This is a genomic window from Campylobacter sp. Cr9 (assembly GCF_020138295.1).
Classification (GTDB): Bacteria; Campylobacterota; Campylobacteria; order Campylobacterales; family Campylobacteraceae; genus Campylobacter_E.
Genome location: NZ_JACGBH010000010.1, coordinates 1 through 19,802, shown reverse-complemented (window position 1 = coordinate 19,802; position 19,802 = coordinate 1). Strand labels below are relative to the sequence as shown.

General features: G+C 28.7%; 17 protein-coding genes, 1 other RNA gene and 2 pseudogenes. 9 read left to right on the top strand and 11 right to left on the bottom strand.

Features of this window, described 5'->3' with window-relative positions; translation table 11 throughout:
• Window positions 1-21 precede the first annotated feature (21 nt).
• From rnpB to AVANS14531_RS06035, 3 genes are all read left to right on the top strand, one after another.
• Window positions 22-346, top strand: an RNA gene (gene rnpB, locus AVANS14531_RS06045) — RNase P RNA component class A.
• Between the two features lie 17 nt (window positions 347-363).
• The gene (locus tag AVANS14531_RS06040; protein WP_239816962.1) at window positions 364-732 is read left to right on the top strand and encodes a YbgC/FadM family acyl-CoA thioesterase; all 369 of its coding nucleotides are present in this window, start codon (window positions 364-366) and stop codon (window positions 730-732) included.
• A gap of 1 nt (window position 733) precedes the next feature.
• Window positions 734-1,165 (top strand): low molecular weight protein-tyrosine-phosphatase, encoded by a 432-nt coding sequence (locus tag AVANS14531_RS06035; RefSeq protein ID WP_239816963.1) that lies wholly within the window; start codon window positions 734-736, stop codon window positions 1,163-1,165.
• A 1,007-nt stretch (window positions 1,166-2,172) separates the two neighbouring features.
• Here AVANS14531_RS06035 and AVANS14531_RS06030 read toward each other — a convergent pair.
• Window positions 2,173-3,813: a methyl-accepting chemotaxis protein gene (locus AVANS14531_RS06030; RefSeq protein WP_336611695.1), complete on the bottom strand. Its 1,641-nt coding sequence runs from the start codon at window positions 3,811-3,813 to the stop codon at window positions 2,173-2,175.
• Between the two features lie 180 nt (window positions 3,814-3,993).
• Here AVANS14531_RS06030 and AVANS14531_RS06025 point away from each other — a divergent pair, with 180 nt between their 5' ends.
• On the top strand, window positions 3,994-4,875 hold the full coding sequence (locus AVANS14531_RS06025) for a formimidoylglutamase (protein ID WP_336611694.1): 882 nt from the start codon (window positions 3,994-3,996) through the stop codon (window positions 4,873-4,875).
• Window positions 4,865-6,058, top strand: a complete 1,194-nt coding sequence (gene gltS / locus AVANS14531_RS06020; protein WP_336611693.1) for a sodium/glutamate symporter — start codon at window positions 4,865-4,867, stop codon at window positions 6,056-6,058. The genes AVANS14531_RS06025 and gltS overlap by 11 nt, the downstream gene beginning before the upstream one ends.
• 52 nt (window positions 6,059-6,110) lie before the next feature.
• Here the strand turns inward: gltS and AVANS14531_RS06015 are convergent, their stop codons facing one another.
• The 10 genes from AVANS14531_RS06015 to AVANS14531_RS05970 are packed head-to-tail and all read right to left on the bottom strand — an operon-like array spanning window position 6,111 to window position 16,360.
• Window positions 6,111-7,475, bottom strand: a complete 1,365-nt coding sequence (locus tag AVANS14531_RS06015) for a uracil-xanthine permease family protein (RefSeq protein ID WP_336611692.1) — start codon at window positions 7,473-7,475, stop codon at window positions 6,111-6,113.
• A 1-nt stretch (window position 7,476) separates the two neighbouring features.
• Window positions 7,477-8,619 carry a GDSL-type esterase/lipase family protein gene (locus AVANS14531_RS06010; RefSeq protein ID WP_336611691.1) on the bottom strand — a complete coding sequence of 381 codons (1,143 nt, stop codon included), beginning with the start codon at window positions 8,617-8,619 and terminating at the stop codon, window positions 7,477-7,479.
• Window positions 8,616-9,548 (bottom strand): DUF459 domain-containing protein, encoded by a 933-nt coding sequence (locus AVANS14531_RS06005; protein ID WP_336611690.1) that lies wholly within the window; start codon window positions 9,546-9,548, stop codon window positions 8,616-8,618. The genes AVANS14531_RS06010 and AVANS14531_RS06005 overlap by 4 nt, the downstream gene beginning before the upstream one ends.
• Complete coding sequence (locus AVANS14531_RS06000; RefSeq protein WP_336611689.1) at window positions 9,548-10,885, bottom strand: MBOAT family O-acyltransferase; 1,338 nt, start codon at window positions 10,883-10,885, stop codon at window positions 9,548-9,550. The genes AVANS14531_RS06005 and AVANS14531_RS06000 overlap by 1 nt, the downstream gene beginning before the upstream one ends.
• 1 nt (window position 10,886) lies before the next feature.
• A complete protein-coding gene (locus AVANS14531_RS05995) occupies window positions 10,887-11,867 on the bottom strand; it encodes a UDP-N-acetylglucosamine--N-acetylmuramyl-(pentapeptide) pyrophosphoryl-undecaprenol N-acetylglucosamine transferase (protein ID WP_336611688.1) in 981 nt (326 codons plus the stop codon).
• A complete protein-coding gene (locus tag AVANS14531_RS05990) occupies window positions 11,867-13,042 on the bottom strand; it encodes an FtsW/RodA/SpoVE family cell cycle protein (RefSeq protein ID WP_336611687.1) in 1,176 nt (391 codons plus the stop codon). The genes AVANS14531_RS05995 and AVANS14531_RS05990 overlap by 1 nt, the downstream gene beginning before the upstream one ends.
• A 2-nt stretch (window positions 13,043-13,044) precedes the next feature.
• Window positions 13,045-13,266: a hypothetical protein gene (locus tag AVANS14531_RS05985; protein WP_239816974.1), complete on the bottom strand. Its 222-nt coding sequence runs from the start codon at window positions 13,264-13,266 to the stop codon at window positions 13,045-13,047.
• Entirely contained in the window at window positions 13,256-14,197 is a 942-nt protein-coding gene (gene lpxD / locus AVANS14531_RS05980; RefSeq protein WP_336611686.1) for a UDP-3-O-(3-hydroxymyristoyl)glucosamine N-acyltransferase, read from the bottom strand. Before lpxD ends, AVANS14531_RS05985 begins: the two co-directional genes overlap by 11 nt.
• A gap of 1 nt (window position 14,198) precedes the next feature.
• Window positions 14,199-14,660: an acetolactate synthase small subunit gene (ilvN, locus tag AVANS14531_RS05975; RefSeq protein WP_239816976.1), complete on the bottom strand. Its 462-nt coding sequence runs from the start codon at window positions 14,658-14,660 to the stop codon at window positions 14,199-14,201.
• The gene (locus AVANS14531_RS05970; protein ID WP_239816977.1) at window positions 14,657-16,360 is read right to left on the bottom strand and encodes an acetolactate synthase large subunit; all 1,704 of its coding nucleotides are present in this window, start codon (window positions 16,358-16,360) and stop codon (window positions 14,657-14,659) included. Before AVANS14531_RS05970 ends, ilvN begins: the two co-directional genes overlap by 4 nt.
• A gap of 161 nt (window positions 16,361-16,521) precedes the next feature.
• On the opposite strand from AVANS14531_RS05970, the pseudogene AVANS14531_RS09260 reads away from it, so the two are divergent.
• The 4 genes and pseudogenes from AVANS14531_RS09260 to AVANS14531_RS05955 all read left to right on the top strand — a co-directional run.
• A pseudogene (locus AVANS14531_RS09260) lies at window positions 16,522-17,100 on the top strand (cache domain-containing protein); the annotation flags it as partial.
• 108 nt (window positions 17,101-17,208) lie between these two features.
• Window positions 17,209-18,201, top strand: a pseudogene (locus tag AVANS14531_RS09255) (methyl-accepting chemotaxis protein); the annotation flags it as partial.
• Entirely contained in the window at window positions 18,198-18,974 is a 777-nt protein-coding gene (locus AVANS14531_RS05960) for a tetratricopeptide repeat protein (RefSeq protein WP_336611684.1), read from the top strand. The pseudogene AVANS14531_RS09255 and the gene AVANS14531_RS05960, both read left to right, overlap by 4 nt.
• 82 nt (window positions 18,975-19,056) lie before the next feature.
• Window positions 19,057-19,521, top strand: coding sequence for a hypothetical protein (locus AVANS14531_RS05955; RefSeq protein ID WP_336611683.1), 465 nt, complete (start codon window positions 19,057-19,059; stop codon window positions 19,519-19,521).
• The last annotated feature ends 281 nt before the right edge of the window (window positions 19,522-19,802 follow it).

Here is a 19,802-nt window from a genome sequence, read left to right as displayed (position 1 = left end):
AAGCTTGGTTAAAATGGCGTAAGAGTATGGCGGATAATCGCTTTTAATTAAGAGGAAAGTCCGGGCTGCAATAAGATAAGGTTCCATCTAACAGATGGCTAGGGCAACCTAAGGGAAAGTGTAACAGAAAACAGACTACTAAGAAATTAGTAAAGGTGAAACGGCGGGGTAAGAGCCCACCAGTGATTTTGCAAGGAAAAGCAAATCAGCTTATAAACCCAACCTGCAGCAAGAAGGGGTGGTTTTAATCTTATATTTTTAACCCTTCGCTAGAGTGCTATTGTGAAATAGCAAGTAGATAAATGATTATCCAAGACAAAACCCGGCTTATAGCCATACTCTTTACTTACAAAAGGAAATAACATGCAAATTAGAGTTTATTATGAAGATACTGATTGTATGGGAATTGTCTATCATACAAATTATTTAAAATATTGCGAAAGAGCTAGAAGCGAATGGTTTTTTGCAAATGAAGGTAAGAATTTTTTAGAAAACAATCCTTTTGCATTAAGAGAAATAAAAGCAATTTACAAAGCTCCTGCAAAATTAGGAGATATTTTAGAAGTTAAAAATATTCCTATGGGATTTGATAAATACTGCTTAGAATTAAAACAAGTTATTTATAAAGATGATAAAGCAATTTTTGAAGCTATCGTAAAATTAGTTCATGTAAAAGATGGAAAACTAGCTCCGATTGGTAAAGATTTACAGGATTTTTTAAATGGAAAATAAAATGAAAATTATGTTTGTTTGTTTAGGTAATATTTGTCGCTCTCCTATGGCTGAGTTTGTTATGAAAGACTTAGCAAAAGATAAAAATTATATAATCTCAAGCTCAGGAACTGCAGGTTATCACGACGGAGAAGATATGCATGATGGAACGAAAAAACTTCTAAAATCAAAAAATATAGCTTGTAGTGGTTTCGTATCTAAAAAGCTTAGTTTAAAGCACTGCGAAGAGTTTGATTTAATACTTACAATGGATGAGAGCAATTACAATAATGTAATTTCAGCATATCCTGAGTTTAAAGACAAAGTAAAGCCTATTTGTAAATATTGCGATTTAGGTTATAAAAATGTTCCTGATCCTTGGTATACAGGTAATTTTGAAGAAGTTTATATGATTTTAAACAATTCTTGCAAAAATCTATTAAAAGAGCTTTAAAGCACAAAGTAATTCCTATTTCAAATTCCTAAAAATAAAAGAATTTGAATTAGGAATTTGCTTTAAAATTTATTTTAGCACTTGCAAAAATATTCTTAAAAAGTTTAGAAATTAGCTTTTTAATTAATGCCTTTTTTCTATAAAGTCTAAATATTTTTTAGTAATTCCTATTTAAATTCTTTAAAAGTTTAAGCAAAAATTACTGATAATCATTATATGCTCGGAATCAAACCAAACCCGAGCAAAAGTTAAAAAAGAAGAAATATAAAAGTATTTAAAGCTTAATATAAAAGAATTTGAAATAGGAATTAAGTTTTAAATTTGTTCTAAGCACCCGTAAGATTATTTTTAAAATTTAAAATAATTTAGTTTGTTTTTATATTAAAGTAAAAATAAGCTTTTTTAGTTTTATAAAGTCTAAATATTGTTTTTAAATTCCTATTTCAAATTCTTTAAAAGTTTAAGCAAAAATTACTGATAATCATTATATATTCGGAACTCAATCCAACTCAATCCAACTCAATCCAACTCAATCCAACTCAATCCAACTCAATCCAACTCAATCCAACTCAATCCAACTCAATCCAACTCAATCCAACTCAATCCAACTCAATCCAACTCAATCCAACTCAATCCAACTCAATCCAACTCAATCCAACTCAAGCAAACCCGAGCAAAAGTTAAAAAAGAAGAAATATAAAAGTATTTAAAGCTTAAAATAAAAGAATTATGAAATTAGAATTTGATTTTTAATTTATGTAAGGTCTAAATATTGTTTTAAATTCCTAATTCAAATTCTCTTATTTTTAAACTTTAAACTCTTGCTCGAAGTGGTTTGAATAAGCTTTGTTGGATTTGTTAGAGTTTTTTAGTTTTAAGCAAATTAAGTTTGGTTAAGTCCAAACATATAATGATTATCAATAATTTTATTTAAATTATCAAAGAATTTGAATTAGGAATTACGATTTTAACTTTTAGTGAAAGAAATTAATTCTTTCACTATCTTTTTAGATTTTAAAATAATTTATATGATTTGTAAGCATATTTGCTATGTCTTTTAAATGGCTTGCTGCTTTTGTATTATCTTGCATTGATTTATGTGTATTTTCTGCACTATTTGTAATACTTAGCATATCATTATTTAAATTATTTAGCTTATCTGCTTGATTTTTTGCAGCATTACTTACTTCATTTGCTTTTTGCAATGAATCATTTGCTTGGATATTAATTTGCTCTAACACATTGTTTGCTTCATTAGCTAATCTCATTCCATTTTCTACTTGCGGAACTGTTTTAAGTATCGCTTCTACCGTTGCATGAGTTTCGTTTTGAATAATTGAAATCATATTTGAGATTTCATTCGTAGCAATATCAGTCTTTTCTGCTAATTTTCTAATCTCATCAGCTACAACAGCAAAGCCACGTCCATGCTCACCTGCTCTTGCTGCTTCAATTGCTGCATTTAGTGCTAATAAGTTTGTTTGCTCTGTTATTTCTTTGATTAATTCTGCACTATTACTAATTTCTGTTGTATGTTTATCAAGCATTCTGATTTGCTCTGAAGAATAATTAACGGTTTGAGTGATTTTTTCTATTTCATTAATAGTTGTTCTCATTGAAGCAATTCCAGTTTTTGATAATTCAACTGATTTTAAAGAATTATCCTTAGTTTGATTAGCTATGTTTAATACTTCTTGCATATCAACTCTTGCAACACTAATGCTCTCAAGCGATACTTTTGATTTTACTTGCTGTTCGTTTGCAAGTTTGTTTGCGTTATTTGATGCGTTTGTAACTTCTTTTGCACTTGTCTCAAGCTCTCTTGAAGATTCTATTACTTCGCTTACGATTTCTTTTAATCTATTTTGCATTTCTTTTAAAGAATAAAGCATACTATCTTTATATTTTGTATCTATTTTAGTGTTTAGATTTCCGTGAGCTATGCTATTTACAATCTTTACTGCATCTTTTGGCTCTCCACCTAATGAGCTTATGATTAATTTACTTATATAAAGCGCTAAAAAAATAGCAACAACAAAGGCAATAATCGTAATAATCATACTATTACTTAAAAAGCCTGAGATTGTTCCTCTTGCTTGTTTTGTTAAAACTTGATTTTTAGCTTCTTGATAATCAATAAATTCATTAATCACATTTAGCCATTCAACGAAACTAAATCTTGCTTTATTAAGTAGCAATTCATTAGCTTCATTGAAAGCCTTTTTGTCTTTTAGATTAATGATTTCTTTAATTAAAGGAAGAGTTTTTGTTTCTACATTTTTAATTTTTGCTAATATTTCTTTATCTTTTTCATCTACTAAACTAGGGTTTAAAAAGATTTTATCCATATTATTAGCTGCGATTTCATAATTATTTTCAAGTTTATTGATTGAAGAAATAGTATTGTTTATTTCATCTTTAGAATTTAATAAAACAACATCTCTAATAGCAATAGCTCTATCATGCACACTACCCCTAAAATCAACTGCATAACGCTGTTTTAGAGCATTTACATCACTAATGGTATTTAAATCATTTTCAACGCTTTGTATTTTTATAAAGCCGTTAAAAAATATAACCAAAATAAATGCAAGAATACTTGCAAAACCTATAAATAATTGTGATTTTAAAGAGAGATTTTTTCCCATGATTTAATTCCTTTGATAATATTTATTTAATTATAATAAAAATTATTAATTGATAAAATAACAATATAAAATTTTTTCCTATTTTTTTGTTACCAAGTTACACATTAAATAAATTTATTATGAATTTTACACAAATCTTAATTTAAAAAATTTTAAACTAATTTTTTAAAAGGAGAAAATATGTGGAACGGACGAGATGATGGAAATGAAATTATCCATAAAAGACTTTTCAAATGCCTTGATAAGACTTCTAAAACAAAATTATTAGGCTTTTGCTCAAGCCTTGGAGTAGAAAGAAACAAAGGCAGAATTGGTAGCGAGAATGCACCTTTAAAGATTAGAGAATTTATGGCTAATTTTGCAATTCATGATGATTTTATTTTTGATGATTTAGGAAATATAAGTGAATTTAGCGATCTTGAGAGTGCTGATGAAATGCTTTATGAAAAGGTTTTAAACTCTCTTAAAAATAATGAATATTGCGTTATTTTAGGTGGCGGACACGAAAGCTCGCTTGCACCTATCAAAGCTTTGCTTGATAGTAAAAAAAGCGTAGGAGTTATTAATTTTGACGCTCATTTTGATGTTAGGATTCAAGATTTGCATACTTCGGGCAATTCTTTTTATAAAGCTTATGAATACGCAAAAGAAAATAATTATAAATTTAATTATCTTTGCTTAGGTGCAAGTTCTTTATCAAATACAAAAGCTCTTTTTAATACTATGAATACGATGGGAGCAAAATATGTTTTAGATTATGAGTTTGATAAATCATTTGATGTTTTAAAAGACTTTTTAAATGCAAACGATTATATATATTTAAGCATAGATATTGATGTATTTTCTTTAAGCATTGCTCCTGGAGTTAGTGCTCCTGCTGTATTTGGGATTAGTCTTAAGCAAATAATTCCTTTATTAAATCTTATATTTGATTCTAAAAAACTTTTGCTTAGTGATATTTGTGAATTTAATCCTTTGTATGATGTTGATAATCATACTGCAAGACTTAGTGCCTTTTTGGCATATTATTTATTAAGAAAGGAAAAATTGTATGAAATTTGATAGTTTGAGTGTTTTAGCAATTAGTATAGGTGTTTTATTGTTTGGAATGTTTTTAAAGAAAAAAATCAATTTTTTAGAAAAATTTTGTATTCCTGCTCCTGTTGTAGGAGGCTTTTTGGTAAGTATTATTGTATGGATTTTAAGCTTTGCTGATATAAAAATCACATTTGATAATACCCTACAAACTCCTTTTATGGTTGTGTTTTTTACGGTTGTTGGTCTTAGCGGAAGCTTTAAATTATTAAAAGTTGGTGGAAAAATACTTTTAATCTATTTGGCATGCTGTTGGTTTATGGCTATTATGCAAAACTTCATTGGTATTTCTATGATGAGCATATTTGATTTAAATAAACTTTATGGAATATTATGTGGAGCTGTTGCACTTGAAGGAGGTCATGCAAACGCAATAGCGTTTGGTAAAATGGTAGAAGAATTAACAGGGCTTAATAATGCAAAAGTTTTAGCAATAGCAGCTGCTACATTTGGCTTAATTAGTGGCTCATTACTTGGTGGTCCTGTTTGTAGATATTTAATCAATAAACACAAGCTTGAGATAAAAACAAATGAAAATATTCAAGATATTGACCCATTAAAGCACGAAATTCACATAGCAAGCTATCAAGACTTTTTAAAATCTTTATTTTTAATTTTATGTATTATGTGTGTTGGATTTTACTTAAGTGCTGAATTTAGCAAAGCTAGTGGGTATTCTTTACCTAGCTATGTTGGTGCTATGCTTATAGCTATTATTGTAAGAAATATTAATGATAATTTTGAGATTTTTAAACTAAATCAATACACAATAGATACTATAAGTGAGCTTAGTTTAGGAATATTTTTAACAATGGCTATGATGAGCCTTAAGATAAATGAGCTTAGTGCAGTTGCGACTCCTTTATTTATCACTTTATTTGTTCAAGTTGTGATTTTGCTTTTATTTGCTGTTTTTGTAGTATTTAGAGTATGTGGTAAAAACTACGATAGTGCAATAATGTGTGCAGGACTTATGGGGCATGGCTTAGGTGCTACACCTAATGCAGTAGCTAATATGAATGCAGCTTGTAATAGATATAATCTTGTTTCAAAACAAGCATTTTTAATAGTTCCATTATGTGGGGCTGTTCTTATCGATATTGTTGCAATTCCTTTTAATACATACTTAATCAACTTATTTGCAAACTAAAATCAAGGAATTTGAAATAGGAATTAAAATAATTTTAATTCCTATAAAAAGTTTATTTTTCTTCTTTTGGTAGTAAGATTTCAAGCAAAATCGCACTAAATCCAGCAGTTGCAACAGCTGAGCCAAAAAGATTTTTTAAAAAATCAGGCAAATGCTCTAAAATAAGTGGCTGAGTGCTAACTCCTAAGCCTAGAGCAAGTGAGATTGAAAGTATCATTACAGAACGCTTGTTTAATTCTTCTCTTGAAATTATCTTAATTCCTGTTGCTGCAATTGTTCCAAACATTACTAAAATCGCACCACCAATTACAGGCTCAGGTATTCTTAAAGCAAACTCCGCAACAATAGGAAAAACACCACAAATCATAAGCATAATACAAACAATATAGCCAACATAACGGCTTGCAACCCCACTAAGTGCGATTACTGCATTATTTTGCCCAAAGCATGAATTTGGAAATGTATTAAAAAATGCCGATACTAAAGAGTTAAACCCATTAGCAAAAACACCGCCCCTTAGCCTTCTTTCATAAAGTTCTCCACTCATAGGCTCACGACTTAGCTCACTTGTAGCACTAATATCTCCAATGGTTTCAAGCGAAGTAACTATAAAAATGATTGCAAAAGGTAAAATTAAGCTAAGTTCAATACTAAGACCATAATATAAAGGTTCAGGAACTATAAATAAACTTGATGTGTGAAGATTGCTTAAATCAAATCTATTTAAAAATATAGCTAAGATTAATCCTATTATTATAGAAAAGAACAATGCCCCTACTCTAAAAATAGGCTTTTTAAAAGAGTTAAATATCACAATAGATAGCAATACAACTCCACTTAAAGCAAGGTTTTCAAGGCTTGCAAATTGTAAATTAGGTGCTAAGTCTTTATTCATGCTTGAAAAGCCACCCCCTGCACTAACAAGACCAGCGCTAATTAGAGTAAGTCCTATTATGGTTACGACGATTCCGCAAACTAGATTTGAAATTATTCTTTTTACATATTTTAGGCTAATTGATACAAGCATTTCAGTAATGCTACATAGCATTAATGTTCCAAAAATTGCTGCTAAAATCTCAGCATCACTTAAATCTTGCTTTCTTAATATTAATCCCCCTGCAATAATAGCGCTAACAAAGTTAAAGCTAGTTCCTTGAACGCTAAGTAAGCCTGAGCCTATTTGAAACTTACCTATTCTTAAAGTCATCATTTGAATAAATCCTGCAACCCCACTTGCAAACAATGACATAGACACTATTCTAGTCGCATTCTCAGGACTTAATCCTAAGCCTTTTCCAATTATAAGTGATGGAGTAATAACAGCTACAAACATAGCTAGTAAATGAACAAGAGCAGCTAAAATTGCACGAGATAATGGCGGTTTATCATTTAAATGATAAATTAATTCATCTTTCATTTTAATCCTTTGTAATCTTTAAAAATTCTAATAATTTTAAGGCTACATAATCGTAACCCAACTTGCTAAGATGTGTATTTTTTAATGATTTTTTATTAGCTATCCAAGCAGCTTTACCCCCTTCTTTTTGCATAAGCTCATCTATATTAAAAACATAAGCACCATTTTCCTTTGCCACTTTTTTAATAAGAGTTCTTACTAGCTCATTATTTTCTCCTTTTACATAGTTTTTATTCACATACAATGTAGGTTCTGGTGGAATTAGAAGAATTATTTTTGTATTTGTTGATTTGAAAATATTGATGATTTTTTTGTAATTATTTAAAAACATTTCTTGATTTATCTTATTTGAAACGCTTTCGTTAGTCCCAAAAGAAAAAACAACCAAATCATAATCTAATTTCTCAGCGACTTTAAACGCTAATTCATCATCAATTCTTAAATAATTAAAAATACTAGCACCATTAATTCCAAGATTATCAATATAAGAAGAATTATTGCTTAAAAATCCCCCTATTTTTGATGAGCTTAGCTTAAAATTAATCTTATTTGTATTCTTTTTATAGTTTTTAAAATTCCAAATTCCTGATTTAAATTCCAAATATTTAATATCATTAGCCATAAAGCCTAAATCTATATTTATCTCGCAATTATCTAAGCAGTTTGCATTAATTCCACTAAAACTTAAATTATCTTTTGTATTTATCAAATACTCTACTTTAAAGCCTGAATTATTATATTTTGCTAAATATTGATTATGCCATTTAGGTAAAATCGCAGGAATAAATCCTAAAGAATGAATGCCTAAAGCATTTCTAAAATAAGCGCTTATATAATCACTTGCAAAGTGTGAATCACCTACAAAGGCTATTTTTTTATAAGGTAGTTTTATATTTTTAATAGGAATTTGTTTTTTAATTTCTTGTTTTACTTCTTTTTTTATATCTTGCTTTTTTTCTTCTTTTGTAATTTTTATAATATTTGTATTTACTTTAGCATCTTTTACTATCAAGCTTTCTTGATGTGTTTTGCTTGATTTTTGTGGAGCTTTTACTTCTTGCTTTTTATAAATTATGCTATTTAAAACAGAAGAGCTACAAGATGAAAATAAAAATAAAGCTATAAAAATACTTAAAATTCTCATTTTATTTCAACTGCTTTAAAAAAATCTTGTGAAATCAAATCATACCCAAGTGGTGTGAAATGTATGCCATCGTTTGACCTTATCCTTTTGCTTTTGCCTTCTATCTTTATATAAAAATCAAAATGCTCGGTTAATAATGAGCTTAATTTTATAAATTGATAATTGTTTTGTTTAGCTAATTCATAAAATACTTCATTTAAGATTTTTATCTTTTCGTTTTGTTCATCATTTTTTACCACAGGTAATTCATACCAAAAAATATTCGCATCATTTTCTCTAGCGATTTTTACTAATTCATCAATTCTTTTAGCATAAAAGGCTTTCCACTCGCTTTTACCAAAAATTAAAAGCTTATTATTTTCATTAACATCCCACAAATCATTAACACCTACTAAAATTACTATATTTTTAATCTTAGAATTATTCAAAGAATTTTTTAAAACCTTTGCATAATCGTAGTATTTTTTTCTAAGCAAGCCTGTGCTTTGCTTTGCAAGATTTTCACATTTTATATTATGCTTTTTTAGATTATTACAAATCGCAACTCCAACGCCTTGCATTAAGCTATCGCCTAATAAAATCACCCCGTTTTCTTTGCTAAGACTTAGAGTTTTTGCTTTTGCTAATGTATTTTCATTTAATTTATATGGCAAATAGCATTTAAGCAAGATTTTATTTTTTGCTTTTTTGCTGATTTCATCTTTTGTTGGTTTTGTTTCTTTTACTATTTCTTTAATTTCTTCTTTTTCTTTTACAAAAAATACTTCATATTCTAAAAAGCTTTTAAATTCGCTTAGCTTTTTTGTAATTCCTGATTCAAATTCTATGCTTTTGTGATAGGTTTGTTCGTAGTATTCTTTTAGCGAATCGTTAAATAAAGCTATAAAAATCAAACTAGAACTTATAATTATAAAAACAAACTCTCTCATCAAAATCCTGCATAAATAAAATTTGGAATTCCACTTGGCATATACATAAACACAACTAATAAAACTAAATTAATAAAAATAATTTTTACAAAAATATTCAAACGCCTTAAAAAATTAGTAAATATAGCTAAATGGTTTTTAGAATAAAAATTAATTATAAATAAAACAAATATAGTTAAAAATACTAATAATTCTTTATTATTTATACTATTAAAGGCTAAAAAGCTTAAAAAATATTCTTTAACTTGCGAAAAATCAGCAAAATAAAAAAAGCTCCAAACAATGCTAACATAAGTAAAAGTAATAAATGAGGCTAAAAATTTATTAAATTTGTAAGAAAATAAAGAAATAAAAATAAGCCCTAAAGCATGAGCTAAACCCCATAAAGCAAAATTATAAGTATTTCCGTGCCAAATACCAGAAATTACAAAAGCGATTATTATATTTAAGCTTGTTCTATTTACCCTATTTCCACCTAATGGAATATAAATATAATCACGAATAAAATTTGATAAGCTAATATGCCATCTTTTCCAAAAATCTTGGATATTTCTAGCTTTAAAAGGATTGTTAAAATTCCTTGGTAATTTAAATCCTATCATAAAAGCAAATGCACTAACTAAATTAACATAAGCGCTAAAATCTAAATATAATTTAAGTGAATATAAATAAAAGCAGTTTAATAAACCTAAAAAGCTAAGAGTATTTAACTCATCTAAAAAAGCATAAAAATATTTATCTACAAAAGGAAGTATCAAAAATACTTTGCTAAGTGCAAGCAATAAATTAGCTATTATTAAATCCTTATGTTTAAAGCGTTTTAATCTTAAAAACTGCTCTTTAAAATTAGCAAATCTAAAAATAGGACCGCTCACAAAAGTAGCAAAGAAACTAAGATAAGTAAATAAAAACGCAAAGCTAACTGGTTCTCTTTTTTCTTTATAAACCCACACTATATAAGTAATTGCATTAAATGTATAAAAACTAAGCCCTAAAGGAAAGATTAAATCAGCAATTTGAATATTTAAAAGACTTAATACATAATCAAAACTATCTTTTATACTAGAATAATATTTAAAAACACAAAGGTTTAAAACAATTAAAGCTAATGCTAAAAAAGTAATGTTTTTGGTATTTCTAACATAAACACTTAAAGCTAAAAAATGTATAAATATACTAAAAACAAAAACAACCAACAAGCAATAAGGATTAAATAAATAAAGCACTAAGGCATTAAATCCTAGTAATAATAAATTTTGTTTTTTTATATCAAGTTTATTAAATAATATAAAAAATATAAAAATTAATATCAAAAACTCTATTGAAAAAAAGCTCAAATCAATATTCCTTTAAAATATCTGCTAAAAATTTTGCTCCATTTATGTTTTTGAAATTATATAAATTATCAGCGTATTTTAAACCTTCATTTAAGATTAGATCTAATGCTAATTCCGAATTCAAATTCTTTTCTTCACACATAAAAGCTAGCTCTTGATTTACCAAATACAAAGCATTAAAATATTGATGATTTTTATAAGCATATTTGTATGGCACAAAAAGAGTTGGAATAGCTGCATTTATAAGCTCAAAACTAGCACTTGCTCCAGCCCTACTAATAGCAAAATCAGCTTCTTGCATATATTTTTCAATTTCATTTGAAAAACCTATTAAGGTTGGCTTTATTTCAAATTTTTCGTATTCTCTTTCATATTTTTCTAATTCTTTAGCACCACATTGATGAATTAATTTAATGTTATTTTCTAATAATTTAGGATATAAGCTAAGTGCAAATTCATTTAAAAATCTAGCACCTTGAGAGCCACCTATGATTAAGATTGTTTTTATTTCATTTCTTTTTCTTTTAATATTAAAGAATTTCTCTTGCACAGGATAAGGGCAAAGCTCTTTTTCATAAGCTGAAAAAAATCTTGTAGCAAAAGGCTTTGTAAGGCGATTTGCCAAACCCATTTTTGAGTTTTGCTCATGAATTATTAATTTGCGAAATGAAATAATAGCAGCAAGACTAGCAGGCACGCTAGAATACCCACCGACACTTAAAACACAAGTAATTTTATGTTTTTTAAATATTTTTAAACACTCATAAACTAAAGCAATTAAAGAAAAAATTACCTTAATTTTGCCTAATATTCCTTGATTTACAAAGCCACTACTTTTTAAAAAATAACAATTTTCTCCACTAAACCATAAAGTATCTTGTCCTTTAGTGCTACCTATATAAATAAACTCATCTAATTCTTTTGAAACAGCCTTAGCTACTGCTAAATGACCACCCGTTCCACCACCAGTGATTGCTATCATTACATACTTCCTACATAATTTTCTTGAGAATGTTTAAAAATGCTTAATAAAATTCCTATCGCAATGGAGTTAGCTAGCATCGAGCTTCCACCATAGCTAAGAAATGGCACTGCAATTCCTTTTAAAGGAATTAATGAAATAATTCCACCTACATTCATTAAGAATGTAAAAAACATACAAGAGCCATATCCTATGCAAAACAAATAATCTCTTTTAGTTTTCATATAAGTTGATAGTTTTAAAATAGAAGCTACTAAAAAACTAAACAATAAAATAACTACAAAAAATCCAAAAAAGCCTATTTCTTCTGCAATACCTGAGAGAATAAAATCCGTATGAACTTCACTTAAAAACCCTAATTTAAACACGCCTAGCCCAAAACCTTGCCCTAAAATATCTCCGTGAGTAATTGCGTTTAAGCTATGCGAGATTTGATAAGGCTCACTTGCGTGTGCTATTCTTAAACTTTCTTGAATACCTTCAGGAAACATAGGCAAGATAAAATCTTGAATACTTCCCCACCACTCAAGCCCTCTTTCAAGTCTTCTAGGATGCAGTGCTATTAAAGATACCCCACAAGCAATAGCGGCTATGAATAAATAAAAAATATGCTTAAAGCTAATTCCAGCAGCTAAAGCCATAACAAACATACTAGCAGCAACCACAACACACTGACCTAAATCATTTTGAGTAACATAAACATAACCAAAAATCAAGCAATAAGCACAAAGAGTTGGCAATAATAAAAATAAATCTTGTTTAAAAGTTCTTTTAATTGCATCAATTTTTCTTGAATATGTAAGAGCTAATATAGAAAAAGCTGAGATTTTTAAAAACTCCAATGGTGCAATAGAAAAACCAAGCAACCTAATCCATCTTCTAGCCCCCTTAGTCTCAACAACCAAAGAAGCTGGCAAATAAGGCATAATCATACAAGCGATTAAACTAATTATAAAAATTGCATATAAGATTTTATAACAATATTCTTCTTTTATGAGTTGAAAAACTACAATAATCAAAACGCCTATTACTGCAAATAATGTTTGAGAAAACAAAAATCCATAAGGAGATTTTTGTCCTACATAAGTAAAAAATCCCATTGAAAATACAAAAACAATACTAATCATCATAAGAATTAGCACAATTTCAAAAATTCTCAAATGGGTTTTAATCAATTTTATTGCCTTTTATCGCTAATTGATTGTAAAGCTATTATTAATTCGTCTAAATTTTCATAAGGCACATGGATTTTCCACTCTGGCTCGTTTTCTTTTAAGCATATTGCTATGCTTAATACTTCGCTACTGCCTTCTCCATAAGGATTTTTAATATTTGCTAATGAGATTTTACCACTTTGAGTGCCTTTAAGTAAAATTGAGCTAATTAACTCAGCCTTCATTATTCATCCTTTTTAATTTTGCTTGCATTTTTAACCATTCTCTTTGCTCCATTATAGGAAAACCACCATAAACTTTGCCGCCTGCTAAGTCTTTACTAACTCCGCCCCTAGCAGCAATAATCGCACGATCACCTATTTTTAAATGACCGCTTGTAGCACTCTGACCTCCCATTACAACAGCATTTCCAAGCTCACTTGAACCTGCTAATCCTGTTTGAGAAACCACTAAGCAACCTTGACCTAAAATGCAATTATGCCCTATTTGAACTAAATTATCAATTTTAGTTCCTGCTTTAATAAGAGTTTTTGAAAATACAGCCCTATCAATACAAACGCAAGAGCCAATCTCAACAAAATCTTGCAATTCTACATAACCATTATGATAAATCTTAAAATGTCCCTTAGCGTTACTTGCATATCCAAAACCATCGCTTCCAATAACACTTCCTGCGTGAATTATGCAATGATTTCCTATGATAGAATCGTTATAAATTGTAACATTTGGATATATTATTACATTATCTTTAATGCAAACTCCATCACCAATATATGCACCTGCCATAATAGTACAATTATTTCCTATACTAGTGTCTTTTCCTATATAAACATTTGGCATAATAGTTGTATTTTCGCCTATAACAGCATTTTTGCCAGCTCTTATTAAATCTTTTGCAAAGACCTTGCTAAGAAGTGCAAAAGCATATTTCGGATCATCACAAATTATCGCAATCACATCACTAGGTAAAAATTTAGCTAGTTTTTCATCAATTAAAACCGCTGCTGCTTTTGTAGTTCTTAAAGCATCATTATCTTTTACACAAAAACTAAGCTCATTTTCTTTAGCATCTTCTAAGGAATTAAGAGCCTTAATTCCTATTTCAAATTCTGTTTTTATTCCTATAATTTCACATAATTCTTTTAAATTCTTCATCTTAACTTTCCATTAAAACAACGCCACTTCTAGCACAATCTTTAGGATTATATTTTTTGATAGTTTTTAAGAAATTATCAATCCTATCTCCTGTATCATTTACGCAAAGCGTTATATATTCATCATTTGAATGTGCTATTGTGCCATTATAACCTTTTAATAAACTATCAAGTCCAGCTAAATTTTGATCTATACTAATTTTAACCAAAGCACATTCACGCTCAACAAACTCGCAATTTTCAAACACTTTATAAGTGCTAATTAATTTATGAAGTTGTTTAGTGATTTGCTCAAATACTGCTTCATCTCCGCTAGTAATTATACTAATTCTAGAAAACTCAGTCCCAGCAATTGGTGCAACGGTTAAGCTATCTATATTATAGCCCCTACCTGAAAACAGCCCTACAACTCTACTTAAAACTCCATGTTGGTTTTCTACTATTACACTTAAAGCTCTTTTCATTTGCTATCCTTTGCTATTAATTTTTGTGGTAATATCATATTATAAATTGCAGCACCTGCTGGAACCATTGGCAATACATCTTCAAATCTTGAAATTATAACATCAATTACACAAGGTCTAGGGCTTTTTAAACATTCATTGTAAGCTTTTATAAACTCATCTTTAGTTTTTACTCTAAAACTATCACAACCAAAACTTTTTGCTAGCATTTCATAATCAGGTTGAACATCTTCAAGATTTGTTTCTGAATACCTTTCATTATAAAATCTAGTTTGCCACTGGCGAACCATTCCTAAATAAGCGTTATTTAAAATAATATTAATTACTTTTTTACGCTCTGCTGTAAGCGTCATTAGCTCTTGAACATTCATCAAAAACGAGCCATCACCTGCGAAATTAAGCACAACTTCATTATTTTTTGCAAAAGCAACACCTAAAGCAGCAGGAATTGAATAACCCATAGTTCCTAATCCACCACTTGTACTTAATCTTCTTGGTTCATTAAATTTAAAAAACTGAGCCACCCACATTTGATGTTGTCCTACATCTGTGATTACATTTGCATTTGGGCTAATTTTTGCACATTCATTTATAACCCATTGTGGTTTTAATACTTCATCGCTATCTTCATAACTAAATGATGGATATAAAGCTTCGTGTCTATCTAAAATACCATGCCAATTTCCTAAATCAAATTCCATATCTTTAATCTCAGCTAAAAGCTCACTTAAAACATTAGCAACATCTCCAACGATAGGAAAATCAGCTTTAATTATCTTAGAAATTGAAGTTGGGTCTATATCTATATGAGCTATTTTTGCTAATTTTGCAAACTCACTAGTCTTACCCGTAATTCTATCATCAAATCTAGCACCTAATGAAATTAGCAAATCACATTCACTCATAGCCATATTAGCTCTATAACTTCCGTGCATTCCTGCCATTCTAAGGTTGTATGGATTATCGTGTTCTAATACACCTAAGCCCATTAGAGTGCAAACTGCAGGTATTTTAGTCTTTTTAACAAACTCACGAATAACTTCACTAGCATTTGAACTAATACAGCCACCACCTATGTATAAAAGCGGCTTTTTAGCTTCGCTTAATGCAAGTGCTAGGCGTTTTATTTGTCTTGGATTGCCTTTATAAGTTGGCTTATAAGTTTTCATATTTACTTCACTTGGATAAGAAAACTCGCCTTTAATTGCTGTAATATCCTTTGGAATATCTACATGAACAGGACCTGGGCGACCACTTCTTGCTATATAAAATGCTTCTTTTAAAACTCTTGGTAATTCTTCAATAGTTTTTACTAAATAAGAATGCTTTACACAAGGCCTACTCATTCCAACTGCATCAATTTCTTGGAAAGCATCTGTTCCTATTAGCGAATTTGCAACTTGAGCTGAGATTAAAACCATAGGAATACTATCAGCATAAGCTGTTGCGATACCTGTTAGGGTATTTGTAAATCCTGGACCACTTGTAACTATCGCAACACCAACCTTACCACTAGCTCTTGCATAGCCATCAGCAGCATGTGCAGCAGCTTGTTCGTGGCGAACTAATACATGCTTAAAATCATCTTGCTTATAAAGCTCATCATAAATATTAAGCGCAGCTCCACCAGGATAACCAAATACTACTTCAACACCTTCAAGCCTTAAAGCTTCACAAATCATCTTTGCACCTGTAATCATACGACCTCCATTAAGTTTTTTCCTAGGATTTAATCAAATTTTGCTTATTTAATAATTAATACGAATTAAAAAGAACAAAAAATATAAAAAAATAAAATTTAATTAATAAAAAATTTATATAAAAAAATTATTATTAACAAAAATTTTTTGAAAGGTTACAAATGAAGATTTCATTTAAGATAAGTTTATTAGTCTTTTGCTCTTTGTTTTTATTAGCTCTATCCTTAAGCATAAACTCAAGCAAAATGTTTGACAAATTAGAAACTAAAATGCTAAGCGAAATAGAAAACGAAAGCATTTATCTTAGAAAAGAACAAGTAAAAACTCTGGTAGAAAGCATTAGTCAATATGCAGGAAATACTTACGATGATTTAGAAAGACAAAATAAGTTAGATAGGTTTAAAGAATTATTACAAAATCAATTAGATAGAGTAAGATATGATAATAATTCTAAAGGTTTTTTAGTTTTTCAAGATGATGGAATGGTAATTTATCACGTTTTAAGCGACTGGATAGGTGAAAACAAAATAAACTCAGTAGATGCAAATAATAAAGCTTTCATAAGAGATATTATAAACGCAGGTAGAAGCGGCGGGGGCTTTAGTGAATATGAGTTTAGATACCAAAATGGAAGCACTAAAAAATTTTTAGCATATTCTTTACAAGATAAAAAGAGTGGTTATATTTTTAGCACAGCTGTTGATTTAGATAATGTTTATAGCTTTTTAGATAAAAATGCTAAAGAATTAAGCGATGCTCAATTTGATGATTTTATAAAATTTATGTTTATTAGTTTAATTAGCTTTATTGTTTTAATGATAATTGCTTATATTTTTACAAATACATTTATATCAAAACCTTTAAAAGTATTAGAGAATAAAGCAGTTGAATTAAGTAGTGGAGATGGTGATTTAACGAATAAACTAGTTGTAAAAGGAAATGATGAAATAGCTCACGCTTCAAAAGCTATTAATGAATTTTTAGAAAAAATTAGAGTTTTAATAGCACAAGCTAAAACAATTTCTACCGAAAATGCTTCAATTGCTAGTGAATTAGGAAATACAAGCTTACAAACAGGTAAAAGAGCTGAAGAAGGAAGCCTAATAGTAAGCGAAATAGCAAATAAAGGTCAAAATACTAAAAACGCTTTAAATATTGGCGTTCAAAAAGCTAAAGATGCTACTACTTCATTAGATAATGCTTTATTAATGATAGAAAACTCAAACAAAGAAATAGATACTCTAAGTAGTAAAATAATAAATAGTGCAAGCATTGAAAGCGAACTTGCTATGAAAATAGAAAGACTTAGCGTAGATGCTGATAATGTAAAATCAGTACTTGAAATAATCAATGAAATAGCAGACCAAACAAATCTATTAGCACTAAATGCTGCTATTGAAGCAGCTCGTGCAGGAGAATCAGGTCGTGGATTTGCAGTAGTTGCTGATGAGGTAAGAAAACTAGCTGAGCGAACCCAAAGAAGCTTAAGCGAAGTAAATGCTACTATAAATGTTATCGTTCAAGGTATTAAAGATACAAGCGAACAAATGAATATAAACTCAAATCAAATGCAAGATTTAAGCAATATCGCAAATGTTACAAAAGAACACATGCATACAATGAAAGAAAGTGTAACAAATGCTATAAATCAAAGCGAACAAACGGTTCATGATTATATAAATACAAGCGAAGATATGGAAAAAATCTTAAATAATTTAAACAATATGAATATAATTACGAATGAAAACGCAAGAAGCGTTGAAGAAATCGCAGGGGCTGCAAGTCATTTAAGCGAGATGACTGAAGAGCTTAATAAGAAATTACAAGAGTTTAGAACATGAAGAAATTATTATTAGTAATGAGTTTTGGTTTAATTTTAGGTGCTGATTATTTAAGCGATTGTGAAGAAAGCAAAATCGCTGCAGCTTGTTATAATCAAGGCGTGGCTTTATTTAATCAAAATGATTTAGATTCAGCGACTAAGTATTTTATAAAGGCTTGCGATGGTGATATTAGCAATGCTTGTTATAACTTAGGTGTTATTTATAGCAAAAATAACGATAAGCTAAATGCTAATAAGTATTACAATAAAGCTTGTGAAAATGGCAATTATGAAGCTTGTTTTTATGCTGGGATTTACGCTAGTGATTTTAATCAAGCAAAAGAGCCTTTAACCAAAGCTTGCGAAAATAATTATAAAGACGCTTGTTATAATCTAGGTGTGTTTTATAAAAATAACCAAAATTTAGATAATGCAAAAATATTTTGGAAAAAAGCTTGTGATGAAAACATCATGCAAGCTTGCTATGGTTTAGGTAGTTTATATGCTAACGAAAAGAATAATAATCTAGCTATCAAATATCTTTCAATTGCTTGCTCGGCAAAGGATTATAATGCTTGTTATAATCTAGGAAATGTATATTATGAGCTAAAAGATTATGATAAAGTTGCTATTCTTTGGGGACAAGCTTGTGATAATAAAGACGCTTATGCGTGCAATAATTTAGGCGTTTTATTTCACGAAAAAGACAAAAATATGGCTAAGTTATATTATAAAAAAGCTTGTGATTTAGGCAATAACATAGCTTGTGAAAACTACAATATCTTAAAATAAGCTAAGAAATATTATTCTTAGCTTAAAACTTAATAAAACAAATGCTTTTATCTAAAGATTAAGAAAATTATATGGATTTAGCATGTTAGAATGGATATATAATAAATTAATAAAAGTTTTTATTGCAACTTGCTTTAAAGTTTTAATATTTCTTGTTTTATTATATGTAATTTCTTGGTCTTTTTTAATGTTATATATGGATACTTTTATACTTACTTTAATACCTTTAAGATACTTATTGCCATGGTTTTTTATAGATGACGATGATGCTTATACTCGTGGTTTTTTATTAGGTTTTTTGTTGCTTATGATATGGAGTTATTTTAGTATATCTGCGACTAAAATCTATTGTAAAAATATTATTAATTTTTATAAAGGCGAGAAAGATTTAGGCTTTTTATTTCATTTTACCTTATTTAGTATTTTAAATGCCTTTTTTAAATTTTGCTTTTTAAAATTAGGAGATATTCATAATAGCACTTTAACTCTTGCTATGGCTTTAATATCTACGATTTTAATTTATTTTTACATAAAATCTAAAAAATAATAGCCGTAATCACAGCTATTTTTAGCGATAAAATAAATCAAAATAAGTCTAATTCCTATTTCAAATTCTTTAAAATTTTAAACAAAAATTACTGACAATCATTATAAGCTCGGAATAAACCACCCAAACACCCAAAACACCCAAACCAAATCCAACCTAGCTAAGTAATAAGTACTGGAATTAAAAGAAATATAAAAGTAGTTAAAACTTATATTTAAGTATTTAAAAATAAAAGAATTTAAATTAGAAATTTAAAAACAATATTTAGACTTTATAAAGTT